This window comes from Parasphingorhabdus halotolerans (assembly GCF_012516475.1).
Classification (GTDB): domain Bacteria; phylum Pseudomonadota; class Alphaproteobacteria; order Sphingomonadales; family Sphingomonadaceae; genus Parasphingorhabdus; species Parasphingorhabdus halotolerans.
The window spans coordinates 2,753,921-2,766,952 of record NZ_CP051217.1; the positions used below are offsets into that span (position 1 = coordinate 2,753,921).

Consider the following 13,032-nt stretch of genomic DNA (forward strand, 5'->3'; position numbering starts at 1 on the left):
GCGCTTGAGGTCCGGGCGTTTGGATGACGGTGCTGGTTCCAAAAGAAATATTCTTAAAAATTGCCGAGCAACGCTGCGGGCCGGTATTCTGGCAGTTGCGACTTAGCGGCGGCGCATTTTCGAACTTCTGTAAGGTATGTATAATTGGTATGACAGAAAAATTTATAAAGGTATATGTTATAGGTTGACAAATAGGTTAGTCCAAGGCAATTCCCGATCAAATACCAAAACACATGGGAGAAGATTCGATGAAACAGGCAGGAATTTCGGCATTTAACAGCAGTTCACGGCGGAGCTTGGCGGCTGTGCTTTTAGCAGGTACGGCGATGACGATGGCGGCAACGCCGGCGTTCGCCCAGGAAGCTGAGGCTGATGCACCTGCGGATGATAACGTAATTATTGTTTCTGGTATTCGCGGTTCCCTTGCAAAGGCGCTCGACGAGAAGCGCAATGCCGATAGCCTCGTCGAAGTGATCCAGGCGGAAGACATTGGTAAGCTGCCCGATCAAAACCTTGCCGAAGTTCTCGAAAACATCACGGGTGTCCAGATCACCAGAACAGCAGGTGTCGGTACTGGCGTTCAGATCCGCGGTACCAATGATAACCGGATTGAAATAAACGGCGTTGGCACAGTGGGATCGGGTACGGGCCGTGGCGGCATCAGCTTTGAAGATGTTCCTGCTTCTATTATCGCGGCTGTCGAAGTCACGAAGGCGCCAACGGCGATGACGACTGAAGGGTCTGTCGGTGGTACCATCAATCTGCGTACCATTCGTCCGCTTGATTTGCGTGATCCTTTAATCTCGTTCCGCGCCCAAGGCGAATATAGTGAACTATCAAAAAGTATCACACCTAGAATTTCCGGTAGCTTCGGGCAAAAATGGGATGTTGGTGACGGTGAAATGGGGATTGTGGTCAGCGGAAACTATTCCAAACTGGATTCAACCTCCTTCCGTCCCCGTGTCGATCGTGATGGTGGCCTTGTTGAAAACAGGAATGCGACAGTGGTCAGAGGCACCAGCACGCAGCTTCCGGCTGCCCGTCCTGCTGCGCAAGACTTCGACTTTGTCGGAATTCAATTCCTCAACCAGGAGCTGGAGAATTTCAAATATGAAACCTATAATATTTCCGGGTCGCTGGAATGGGCTCCAAGCGACAGCCTTAAATTCTATTTTGACGGTTTTTATAACGACCAGACGCGTCGCCAAGAGAGTTCGCGGGTTCAGGGGTCGGGTGTAAGTAGTCTTCTGGACTTTAGCGTTCCCACCGCTTTCGAAACCGTAGATTTTGGCACATTGGACGGTGTGCAGCTGGGCAGTATTCAGGTCGCATCAAAAGGTACGCTTGAAGCGACTCTGGCTGCCGATGATGAAGACCCTAACCTGCGCTTTTCAAGCGATACAGGTGCGCGTCTCACGACCAACACGCTCTTCAGAGGCGGCGCGGAATTTGAAAGCGGTCGCTTTTCGGCTCGTGCAGAACTGTCAAGAACAGATTCCAAGACGACCAATCCCAATTTGAGCACCACGGTGAACTTTATCAATCCCAACGGATTTGCTCTCACGCGCAATCAGAACGAAAATCCCACGCCGTTTGCATATGATTTTACCGGTGGAGCGCTGACGTTCGGTATCAATTCTGCTTCACCAACCGCGCCAACAACCGCTCAATTGCTTGATCCGGCCAATGTCGTTCTGGATGCCGTAACTGTAGGCAACAACAAAACCAAGAATGATGAAACCGCTGCGCGCCTTGATATGTCGCTCGAACTTGACGATGTGACCGGATTTATCACCTCGTTTGATTGGGGTTATCGTTACAACAAATCGTCAACTAAATTTGACCAAATCCGGTCGACATTCGGTACGGGCGATATCAGACAGAGCCCGCGTGGTACACTGTTCGCGGATATTCTCGTTCCCGGCAAATCCACCTTTGGCGATTTCGATGGTAGAGAGCTGGCTTTCCGTGACTTTCTTGTCGTAGATCAGGGTCTTGCTTTCTCTGATCAGGCGGGCACATTAGCCAAGTTGCAAGCCGCCCTTAATTCAACTCCTACCGGAATAACCCGTCTCGCAGCAGGCAATCCCTTGTTGAGTGATCCGGTTTCGGATCCCGGTGCATTCTTCGACATCAGCGAAACAACGAATGCTGTGTACGGGCAATTGAATTTTGAATTCGGACCCGTCCGCGGTAACGCTGGTTTGCGGTATGTGATGACGAATATCACTTCATTGGGAAACCAAATTACACCCGGTGGCGTGGCTCTGGTTAGCACGACTGGCAAATATGATGAACTGTTGCCACGTGTCAATTTGACCGCAGATTTGAGCGATCAACTGGTTGCCCGCGCAAGCTTCGGTAAAGATATAAACCGTCCGGACTTTAACGACCTATCTACCTCTGTTAATTTTGGTACCGGTCCGAATAACCCGGTGGCAATTGGTAATCCAGGTTTGGCACCTGAAACCGTAACATCTTATGATGCTTCGCTTTCATGGTATTTCGCGCCAGCGGCGGTAATCAGCGTCGGTGTGTTCCACAAGAAACGTAAAAACCTGTTTGTCGATCAGCTGGATCCGCCAGCAGTTGATATTAACGGATTTGTCGACATCACACCTCCTTGTGAAGGTGGCGGTATCTATAACCCGATTCCTGATCGCAACGTTCTGTCGAATATCCCGGGCAACGGGCTGTGTGTCGGAAGGTTGACCAAAATAAACGACACCGGAAGCACAAAGCAAACAGGCGTTGAAGTTGCATTTCAGTATGATCTTTCCAGTTTCGAGGATAGCATCGGGTTTGCATCAGGATTTGGTCTTGCAGCAAACTATACCTACCAGAAATTCAGTGGAGGTACTGCGACCAATAATGCTGCGCCTCGCGGAAGAGATATTTTCAACGCGATTAACGGCATTTATAATGACAATAATTTTGTCACCTATTCTGCGGTGCAGGGTCTTCTCGACTTCTCGAAACATGCTTACAACGTCACCGCATTCTATGAGAAATATGGCCTGTCGGCACGGGCGCGCTACACATGGCGTAGCGCATTCCGGACAAACGATACCGCCGGTGGTGCCACGCTTACGAGTACCTTTGGTTTCCCGGTCGTTACCGCGGCCAGAGGGCAGCTGAATGGCAGCATCACCTATGATCTCACGGATAATATCAACATTGGCGTTGAGGGTGTGAACCTCACCAAATCCAAGATTGAGCAATATTGTGTCAATGATGGTGCATTGCTCTGCTTCCAGGGACTGCCAGACCGCAGACTGACATTTGGTGCAAGCATCAAATTCTAGAATATATATCAACCGCAGGTTTTGAGTCTCGCGACTCAGGACTTCGGTTTACCAGAACTCCAACAGGGGGGTGGCGTAGCGGGAGCTTGAACCTGCTGCGCCATTTTGCACCTAATGTGCTAGTGTCACTGGAGTAGACAATTGGTAAGAAGATAAGGTAGGGTTCAAAAGCGGCGCAAAGTTTTGGTTTGCCAATGGGATAGAGTGATAGAATGAGCGAAAAGCGACTTTTCCACAGTGTTGCAGAACAGATAACCGATCTTATTAGAGAAGGCGTGTTCCCAGCCGGTGCACGGCTTCCCGGCGAACGGGAATTGGCAGAACGATTTGGGGTCAGCCGGGTCACAATCCGCGAAGCCGAAATCGCGCTTCAGGCGATCGGCCGGATTGAGATTAAAACGGGTTCCGGTGTCTATGTTTGTGAGAGTCAACCTGAAGACGAAAGTCAATTGCCAGATGTCAGCGCTTTTGAGCTGACCGAAGCAAGATCGCTGTTTGAAGCCGAGGCAGCAGCGCTGGCTGCGCAGAATATTTCCGATGAGGGCATTGCCAAATTGGGAAAGTTTATCAAGGCAATGGGTTCCAGCGACGAGGATGTTTCGACGGAAGCCGATCAGCAATTTCATATTACTATTGCTGAGGCTTCCGGTAATGCTGCGATCGTTCATACGATCAAAACGCTCTGGAGGATGCGCGAGGAGCTTCCCGACGTAAAGGCAGCTTACGAATCCATTTGTGAACTGGATACCAGCACCAGAACCAACGAGCATCAGGAAATTTACAATGCTCTTGCGGCACGCAACCCCTTGGCAGCGAGGCAAGCAATGCATAGTCATTTTCGTCGCCTGATTGAGGCGATGCTTGATGCAACGGAAAAGCGGGCAATGGAAGAAGTTCAGCAACGTGCCAATGAGAGCCGAGAGCGCTTTTTGACGTCTGCCAAGATCGGCTAAGGGTCAGACCTCCATGCTAATTGGTTATGTCAATTGGTATTAACAAAAACTGATATTTGGTAGCTCCAATTGGTTGACTCGGTAGTGTTTGCCTGATAGCCAGATTCGACAAGAATGTAGAGAGGATGACGGGGAATGTGGTCGAGGCTGTGCCTTGTAACTTCGTGTTTTTGGCTGGTGGCGGTTCCCGCTCATGCCGAGCAATATCTCGTCAAAAACCAGGCCGAATATAACGACGCAGCCAAAAAGCTAGTGGCCGGTGATGTTGTCACTTTGGCCAATGGCGAATGGCAGGATTTTGAAATTAAAATATCAGGCAAGGGCACCAAGGCCAAGCCGATTATCCTGACCTCCCAAGACCCCGGCAAAGTATTGCTGACCGGTCAATCAAACCTCCGCATTGGCGGCGAATATATATTGGTTTCCGGTCTGGTTTTCAAAAATGGTTATAGCCCGACCGGTGAAGTCATTTCGTTCCGCCGTTCAAAAGATGATCTAGCACGGAACAGCCGTGTAACCGAAGTGGTGATTGACCATTTTAGCAAACCTGACCGCTATGATGACGATTACTGGGTTGCCATGTACGGCAAGAATAACCGGTTTGATCATAATCATCTGGTTGGCAAAACCAATAAGGGCGTGACCTTCGCTGTCCGGCTCGACAGCAAAGAAAGCCAGGAAAATGGCCATCGCATCGACCATAATTATTTTGGACCTCGCCCGGTGCTTGGTTCGAATGGAGGTGAGACGCTACGGATCGGGACCAGCCATTATTCGATGTTCAATTCAAACACGCTGGTCGAGAACAATTATTTTGATCGCTGCGATGGAGAGGTGGAAATCATCTCCTCCAAATCAGGCAATAATATCTATCGCGGCAATGTCTTCGATCAGTCACGCGGCGCGCTGGTTTTTCGGCATGGCGATGGCACTCTGGTCGAGAACAATGTTTTTCTGGGCAGAGGCAAGGCGCATACCGGCGGCATCAGGGTGATCAACCGCAACCAGACGGTGCGCAACAATTATATGGAAGGGCTGGACGGAACCGGCTTTGTGAGCGCGTTGACCGTGATGAACGGCGTACCCAATTCGCCGGTTAATCGCTATGTGCAGGTTGATGGCGCGGTGATTGAAAATAATACGATTATCGACAGCAAGCGAATTACTTTGGGAGCAGGCGCGGATGAAGAGCGTTCCGCTGCGCCGGTCAACAGTCGGCTGTCCAACAACATATTGGGCGGCTCGTCAGAAGGCAATTTGGTAGACATTGATGCCGATATTTCGGGCATCAAATTTACCAATAACATATTGGTCAAGGGCAAGGCGGCACAGCCAATCGCAGGAATTAAGCGGCAGGCTGTTGCCATGACGCGCGGTGAGAATGGCCTAGTTTATCCCGAAGATCCCGCACTGGCAAAAATGGGCGCATCGCGTGACCTGAAACCGGTCACGCTCGATCAGGTCGGCGTCTCTTGGTATCCCAAGCCAAAAAATGATGATCCCTTTGGTGGCGGCAAAACTGTCGAAGTGTCGCCCGGTGAAGATAGCCTGACCGAAGCATTTGTTGCTGCGAAAAATGGCGACACATTGTCGCTCGCATCCGGTCATTATATCGTCAATAGAGTAATGGCCCTCGATAAAGCCATCACGCTTCAAGGCCCCGCAAAGCAAACCGGAGCGTCGATTGTTTCGATCAGTTTTGCACGGCCCAATCTGTTCGAGATAAAAGAAGGTGGCAATCTCAAGCTTTCCAATCTCAAAATAATCGGCGATTTAGCCCCGGACTCGGTTGGTAATTCGGTGATCCGGACGACCAGCTATCCGATCCAGTCAAACTTTGAAATCCGGCTGGAAGACGTGACTGTTACCAATCTGTCCGTGAACAAGTCCTTCAATGTCATAAGCTTGGGCAAAAGTTCGATGGCGGACCGCGTAACGATCAAGGATAGTATATTTGACAAGATTTCGGGATCAATCATTCAGGCGGCAGCGGAAACCGAAGATTACGGCCAGTATAATGCCGATTATGTCGACATCTCGGACACGACATTCCGCAACATCGACAGCGCAATTGCCAATATCTATCGCGGTGGGCGGGATGAAAGCACTTTTGGTCCACATTTCACGATGCGGGATTCCACAGTCGAAAATGTCGGCAAGAGCGCGAACAACAGTTCTGGAGCATCAATCGTGCTGCACGGCGTTCAGTATAATGACATCACGGATAACCGTTTCATCGACTCGGCTCCGCTGAAAATCATCCAGACGGTCGGCACGCCGGAAACCAAAGTGGCAGACAATAAGTTTGAAAATACGCCCGCTCCGGTCGTCGAGGAACTGAACTATCAAGGGGCGTCCCGTGTCGATTTGTCCGACAATATTTTTTCCAATGCGGTGTCGAAATGAGAGGGTCGCTTCTCTTAATCACATTTCTATGCACCGCATATACGGCCGCTGCTGCTGAAACCCCAACCTCCTCCCAGGTGAGTTCAGTTGTAGCGGCCAACTCATTGAAAACGGATATGGCGCCACTATTCGCACAAGAAGTCGAGCGCTCCAGAAAATTCTTGGCGCTGATGATGGATGCCGGCGTTGTCGTGCCAGTCCCAAAAGATCCAGGCGGCGGTTACACCCACGAACAGCATAAGCAAAATTACACGGCCATCTATCAGGGTGGACAGCTTTACAAGCTAACCGGCGAACAGAAATATGCCGACTATGTACGTGATGTTTTGCTTGCTTATGCTGAAATCTATCCAACATTAGGCGAGCATCCTGCTCGCAAAGATAGTCAGGGTTCGGGGCGGCTTTTCTGGCAGGTGCTGAACGACGCGATGTGGATGGTAGATAGCATTCAGGGATATGAAGCTATTCGCGATAGCCTCTCTGAAGTTGACCGCAAAAATATCGACGATAATCTGTTCCGCAAGGCGGCAGAGTTTCTCTCTACTGGCTCGGCAGTGACATTTAGCAAAATTCACAACCATGCGACATGGGCGACGGCTGGCGTTGGCATGACAGGCTATGTTTTGGGTGAAAAGGAACTGGTCGATATCGCTCTGCTTGGACTCGACAAAAACGGAGAGACCGGGTTTTTACGCCAAAGCGAACTGCTCTTTTCGCCCGATGGCTATTATACCGAAGGCCCCTATTATCAGCGGTTTGCGCTAAAGCCCTTTGTGGTTTTTGCGGGTGCGATTGAAAATAACGATCCGGCCCGCAAGATTTTCGAGCATCGCGACGGCATTTTGCTCAAGGCGCTGCGCACCACTATCCAGCTGACCTATGACGGGTATTTTTTCCCGTTTAACGATGCGATCCGGGATAAAAGTCTGAAAACCGACGAACTGTATCACGGCGTCGCGGTTGCCTATAGCAAGACACGGGACCCCGGATTGCTGTCTATCGCGCAATGGCAAGGACGCACGGTGCTGACTGATGCTGGCAAGCTGGTTGCGAATGATCTGGCCGCCGGCAAGGCGAAACCATTTCCTTTCCAATCCATGTTGCTCAGTGATGGCCGCGAAGGCGATCAGGGTGCAGTCGCAGTCCTGCGCAATGGTGATAGCACAAGCGGGCAGGCGCTGATTGCCAAGAATAGCTCGCAGGGCATGGGGCATGGCCATTTCGATAAGTTAAGCTGGCAATATTATGACAATGGCCATGAAATTGTCAGCGACTATGGCGCGGCGCGGTTTTTGAATATCGAGGCCAAGCACGGCGGTCGTTATCTCCCCGAAAACGAGACTTGGGGTAAACAGACGATCGCGCATAATACGCTCGTAGTTGATGGGAAAAGCCACTTTGATGGTGATGCCGAAGCAGCAGATAAATTAGCGCCCGAGCAGTTACATTTTTCTGACAAGGCGGGGAGCCAGATCAGTACTGCGAAAATGACCGGTGCTTATCCCGGAGTAGATTTTACCCGCACCCTGGCGCTGCTTGAGCTGGATGGGTTGAACCATCCGTTGGTTGCAGACGTAATGCGGGTGAATGGCCAGGGAAGCCATCAATATGACATGCCGCTTCACTATAACGGCCATATCATGCGGGTAGGATTTGATCTGAAGTCCAATGTTGAAAGTCGGCCAGTGCTGGGCAGCGACAATGGTTATCAGCACATCTGGGTCGATGCCACAGCCAATCCTGAAAGCGCCGACAAGGCCTTTGTTACATGGATCAACGATGATCGGTTCTATACGTCGCGCTGGATTCCGCAGGCGGGCAGCGAAGCGATATTGGCCGAAAGTGGTGCCAATGATCCCGAGTTCAATCTCCGCCGCGAGCAAATGATTGTCCAGCGGGTCAAGGCAGCGGGAGGTTCAGTCTTTGCAAGTGTGCTGGAGGCCCATGGCCGTTATGATGGCGCAGCGGAGCGGACGACGGATAGTGACAGCCAGATTAAGTCCATTCAACATACGCGCGATGGCGACGTGGATCTGCTGCTAATCGAAACACTGACGGGCGAAAAATCGGTGCTCGCGATTTCCTATGATCAGGATGAGACCAAAAAACATAATGCCATGATAAATGGCACGAAAGTCAACTGGACAGGCTTCGCAGATCACATCCGGTTGGGTGGAGGTTCCCAATGAGCGATACCTTAACGCAGACACATCGAAGCGAAACATTTGTCCATGCGTCCGAAGCGCCGGTCGAAGACCTTGAACCGGGAATCAAACGACAGATTTTGACTTATGGTCCCAATCTGATGCTCTGCCGACTATGGTTTGATTCTGGCGTCGCTGGCACCGTTCACCAGCATCCGCATAGCCAGATCAGCTATATTGAATCCGGCCGGTTTCGCGCGATGACGGGCGGAAAGGAACAGGAGCTGGTGGCTGGCGACAGCGTCGCAATCACGCCCGATACCGATCATGGAATTACATGCATAGAAGCAGGGTCGCTGCTCGACATTTTCAATCCCGTCAGGGAAGATTTTCTCGGAGGGGGGAACTGATCATGAAAACAAATGGATTACGATGGTGGGTTGTTGGGCTTGTCGCGCTGGCGACAATTATCAATTATATTGACCGGCAAACGATCAATGTTTTGTGGCCCGCACATATCGCCCCGGATCTCTTTCCGGAAATGGATGCAGATGGCCACAAATATATTCTCGGCATTGTCTCCACTGTTTTCATTTTTGCCTATGCGGCTGGTCAAGCGATCTTCGGGAAAATTTTTGACTGGATCGGAACGCGGTTGGGTTTCGTATTGTCGATCGGGGTCTGGTCTTTAGCGACTGCTGCGCATGCTTTTGCGCAAGGCGTCCTCAGTTTCAGTTTCTTCCGCGCTGTTCTTGGTGTTGCAGAGGCAGGTAACTGGCCCGGCGCAACAAAGGCGAACGCAGAATGGTTCCCGACAAAGGAACGCGCGCTGGCGCAGGGGATATTTAATTCCGGCGCAGCCATTGGTGGAATTATCTCGATTCCATTGATCGGCTATATGGCGCTCTATCTGGATTGGAAGATTATCTTCATTCTTGTTGGTGTTGTCGGACTGCTCTGGCTTGTGCCCTGGATGGTCATCGTAAAAGGACCGCCCGAGACTCACGACTGGCTGTCGGATGAAGAGCGTGAGTATATTCTTACCGGACAAAAAACTGAGGATGTCGGTGGTGAAGATGATGATGGGTATAATCCGTCAACCGGCGAACTTCTTTCGCGTAAAGAAAGCTGGGGTGTTATCATAGCATCTGCCGCGATCGATCCGATCTGGTGGTTGTTCATTGTCTGGATCCCGACATATTTGTTCGAAGTCCATAATTTCAACGTCAAAGATTTGGTCGCATCTGGATGGCTGCCATATGTTGGCGCAATGTTTGGCGCATGGTTTGGCGGCATATTGGCGCAAAATCGGCTGAGTGCCGGATGGACTGTTAACAAGACACGTAAATTCACGATCACGCTGGGCTGTCTGATCATGCTGCCTGCTTTGTTGGCTCTGTCGGTGGCGTCCACCCCGTGGCTGGCTTTGGGGCTGATGTTCACGATCCTGTTTGGCTTCCAGACTGCTATCGGGAATGTACAAACGCTCCCAAGTGACCTCTATGGCAAACGGACTGTCGGCACATTATCGGGTATTTCCGGGATGGCGGCAAAGCTCACGGCGGCGGCATTAACGTTTCTTGTCCCGATCATGACGGCCGGAGCCAATTACTTCTCCGTTTTTGTCCTTGGTGCATTTCTGGCGCTCACTGCGATTGCCAGTGTTTGGATATTATGCGGCGAGATCAAGCCTCTCAAACCCAAAACAACTTAACCACAACCTCCTCCTATTTGAATAACAGGGAAAAAACATGACTAAACTGAAAGACAAGGTAGCAATCGTAACCGGCGGCAGCCGCGATATTGGTCGGGCCGTTTCTGTAAAACTGGCTGCCGAAGGCGCCAAGGTTGTGGTCAACTATCACAGCAACAAGGAACAGGCTGATGAAACGCTGGCCGAAATCGAAGCTGCTGGCGGGACTGCGATTTCTGTCAAAGGGGATATGACGAAGGCCGATGACGTGGCTGCTCTGGTTGCCGCATCACAAGCCGCCTATGGCGATCAGATTGACGTTCTGGTTAATGTCGTAGGTGGTATGGTTGAACGCAAAGGTCTTGCCGATATGGACGCCGAGTTTTTTGAATGGGTTATGCGCCTCAACGTAACATCCTGCTTTCTTGCCACTCAGGCGGTTGTTCCGCACATGAAGGAAGGCGCATCGATCATCAACTTCGCCTCGCTAGCTGGCCGAGATGGCGGTGGTCCCGGTGCCGCAGCTTACGCAACATCCAAAGGTGCTGTGATGACTTTCACGCGCGCCATGGCAAAAGATCTGGGGCCCAAGGGCATCCGCTGTAATTCGCTTTGCCCCGGCATGATCGCGACGTCGTTCCACGATACATTCACTGCTGACGCCGTGCGTGAAAATGTTGCCAACTCGACACCACTCCGTCGTCAGGGCCGCGCGGAAGAAACCGCCGACGCGACGGCTTATCTGGCATCGGATGAATCATCCTTTATCACTGGAACAAATATTGACATTAATGGGGGTCTGTTCTTCTCTTGATCAATGAAAGTAACGAAACGAAAATGACCATCGAACAGGAACTCGAAGCGCGGCTGGCGAATGCGCCGGTCGTGCCGCTCATCGGAGCGAACGATACTGCGGTAGCGGTTGAGACCGCCAATGCGCTCAATGCGGGCGGGCTTGGCGTGATCGAAGTGGTGCTTCGTACCGACGAAGCGGTTGATTGCATGGAAGCGATCGCGAAGCAAACCTCGGGACTCATCGTCGGTGCCGGGACGGTTCTGACAGTCGCGCAAGCCGAAGAGGTCGTGGCGCGGGGCGCACAGTTTATCGTCTGTCCCGGACTGGTTGATGCCGTGGCGGAATATTGCCTGAAACAGAATGTTCCGCTCTATGCCGGAACCATGACCGCCGGTGAAGTCCAGCGCGCCTATGCGCTCGGTCTTCGCACGGTCAAGTTTTTCCCCGCATCGCTGGCGGGCGGCGTTCCGATGCTAAAAGCGCTATCCTCGGTTTTCCGGGAAATGCGTTTCATGCCGACAGGCGGCGTCTCAGCAGCGAACCTTGCTGATTTTCTTGCCGTACCTTCAGTCATCGCTTGTGGCGGCAGCTGGCTCACCCCTGCCGATGAAATCGCGGCAGGCAATTATGATGCAATAACCAAACTTGCGCGGGAAGCGGTCGCCATCGGCCGTCAAGCGCGTCCTTAGGAGATTTAAAGTGGCCGATTTTCTTTCTTTTGGCGAAATCATGCTGCGGCTTAAAACGCCAGGCCATGAACGGTTTTTTCAATCACCGGAATTTGAAGCTACCTTTGGCGGTGGCGAAGCCAATGTCGCGGTGGCGCTGAGTAACTATGGCCTGAACTCCGGTTTTGTCACCGCACTGCCCGATAATGATATCGGCCAGCATGCGATCAACGAAGTGCGCCGCTTTGGCGTCGATACCTCGATGATCCGCCGCAGCGGCGATCGCGTTGGCATCTATTATCTGGAATCAGGCGCGAACCAGCGGCCGTCAAAAGTGGTTTACGATCGCGCTGGTTCTTCGATCTGCGAGTGCGGTCCCGGCGATTTTGACTGGGCAAAAATCTATGAAGGTGCCAGATGGCTGCACATCACCGGCATTACCCCTGCGCTTAGTCAGACTGCCGCCGACCTGAGCCTGGAATGTGTCAAGGAAGCCAAGAAGGCGGGAGTTACCGTCTCCTGCGACTTCAACTATCGCGGCAAATTGTGGAAATACGGCAAGACCGCGCCAGAAGTGATGAGCGAACTCGTCAAGCATGTCGATGTCGGCATTGCCAATGAAGAAGATTGTCAGAAATCGCTTGGCATCAGCGTTGATGTTGATGTTGAGGCCGGTGAACTCGACACCAGGAAATATGAAGCGCTGTCGGAAAAAGTACTCGAACTTTATCCTGATATGAAGACCATCGCGATTACCCTGCGCGAAAGCATGAGCGCTGATCGCAACGGCTGGTCAGCCTGTTTGCGCGAGCGTGGTGGCGATTTCAAATTGTCGCGTCGCTATGAGATTACCGACATTATCGATCGCGTCGGCGGCGGTGACAGCTTTGCATCCGCTCTGATCTATGGTCTGAATGCTTATGAAGATCGCCAGCAGTCGCTGGAATTTGCCGTCGCGGGAAGCTGCCTCAAGCACTCCATTTTAGGCGATTTCAACCGTGTTACTGTTGATGAAGTCGAAAAACTCATGGGCGGAGATGGTTCTGGCCGCGTGCAAAGGTAAGCGG

The 13,032-nt window shown here is 51.7% G+C and carries 9 protein-coding genes; all 9 read left to right on the forward strand.

Annotated features, from left to right (window positions below):
* Positions 1-248 precede the first annotated feature (248 nt).
* The 9 genes from HF685_RS13545 (at position 249) to HF685_RS13585 (ending at position 13,028) form a co-directional block, all read left to right on the forward strand.
* The gene (locus HF685_RS13545; protein WP_168820451.1) at positions 249-3,305 is read left to right on the forward strand and encodes a TonB-dependent receptor; all 3,057 of its coding nucleotides are present in this window, start codon (positions 249-251) and stop codon (positions 3,303-3,305) included.
* 212 nt (positions 3,306-3,517) lie between these two features.
* Positions 3,518-4,258: a FadR/GntR family transcriptional regulator gene (locus HF685_RS13550; protein ID WP_168820452.1), complete on the forward strand. Its 741-nt coding sequence runs from the start codon at positions 3,518-3,520 to the stop codon at positions 4,256-4,258.
* A 177-nt stretch (positions 4,259-4,435) separates the two neighbouring features.
* Positions 4,436-6,664 (forward strand): polysaccharide lyase 6 family protein, encoded by a 2,229-nt coding sequence (locus tag HF685_RS13555; protein WP_211051201.1) that lies wholly within the window; start codon positions 4,436-4,438, stop codon positions 6,662-6,664.
* A gap of 116 nt (positions 6,665-6,780) precedes the next feature.
* The gene (locus tag HF685_RS13560; RefSeq protein ID WP_246218623.1) at positions 6,781-8,853 is read left to right on the forward strand and encodes an alginate lyase family protein; all 2,073 of its coding nucleotides are present in this window, start codon (positions 6,781-6,783) and stop codon (positions 8,851-8,853) included.
* Positions 8,850-9,218 carry a cupin domain-containing protein gene (locus tag HF685_RS13565; RefSeq protein ID WP_168820455.1) on the forward strand — a complete coding sequence of 123 codons (369 nt, stop codon included), beginning with the start codon at positions 8,850-8,852 and terminating at the stop codon, positions 9,216-9,218. The genes HF685_RS13560 and HF685_RS13565 overlap by 4 nt, the downstream gene beginning before the upstream one ends.
* A 2-nt stretch (positions 9,219-9,220) precedes the next feature.
* The gene (locus HF685_RS13570; protein ID WP_168820456.1) at positions 9,221-10,522 is read left to right on the forward strand and encodes an MFS transporter; all 1,302 of its coding nucleotides are present in this window, start codon (positions 9,221-9,223) and stop codon (positions 10,520-10,522) included.
* 37 nt (positions 10,523-10,559) lie between these two features.
* On the forward strand, positions 10,560-11,315 hold the full coding sequence (locus HF685_RS13575) for an SDR family NAD(P)-dependent oxidoreductase (RefSeq protein ID WP_168820457.1): 756 nt from the start codon (positions 10,560-10,562) through the stop codon (positions 11,313-11,315).
* 23 nt (positions 11,316-11,338) lie between these two features.
* The gene (locus HF685_RS13580) at positions 11,339-11,986 is read left to right on the forward strand and encodes a bifunctional 4-hydroxy-2-oxoglutarate aldolase/2-dehydro-3-deoxy-phosphogluconate aldolase (RefSeq protein WP_246218624.1); all 648 of its coding nucleotides are present in this window, start codon (positions 11,339-11,341) and stop codon (positions 11,984-11,986) included.
* A gap of 10 nt (positions 11,987-11,996) precedes the next feature.
* Positions 11,997-13,028, forward strand: coding sequence for a sugar kinase (locus tag HF685_RS13585; protein ID WP_211051204.1), 1,032 nt, complete (start codon positions 11,997-11,999; stop codon positions 13,026-13,028).
* Positions 13,029-13,032 lie beyond the last annotated feature (4 nt).

Bases quoted from the DNA above. Each gene is read 5' to 3' on its own strand.
- HF685_RS13575 (WP_168820457.1), top strand. From the start codon at position 10,560: ATGACTAAACTGAAAGACAAGGTAGCAATCGTAACCGGCGGCAGCCGC.
- HF685_RS13570 (WP_168820456.1), top strand. From the start codon at position 9,221: ATGAAAACAAATGGATTACGATGGTGGGTTGTTGGGCTTGTCGCGCTG.
- HF685_RS13560 (WP_246218623.1), top strand. From the start codon at position 6,781: ATGGCGCCACTATTCGCACAAGAAGTCGAGCGCTCCAGAAAATTCTTG.
- HF685_RS13550 (WP_168820452.1), top strand. From the start codon at position 3,518: ATGAGCGAAAAGCGACTTTTCCACAGTGTTGCAGAACAGATAACCGAT.
- HF685_RS13580 (WP_246218624.1), top strand. From the start codon at position 11,339: ATGACCATCGAACAGGAACTCGAAGCGCGGCTGGCGAATGCGCCGGTC.
- HF685_RS13545 (WP_168820451.1), top strand. From the start codon at position 249: ATGAAACAGGCAGGAATTTCGGCATTTAACAGCAGTTCACGGCGGAGC.
- HF685_RS13565 (WP_168820455.1), top strand. From the start codon at position 8,850: ATGAGCGATACCTTAACGCAGACACATCGAAGCGAAACATTTGTCCAT.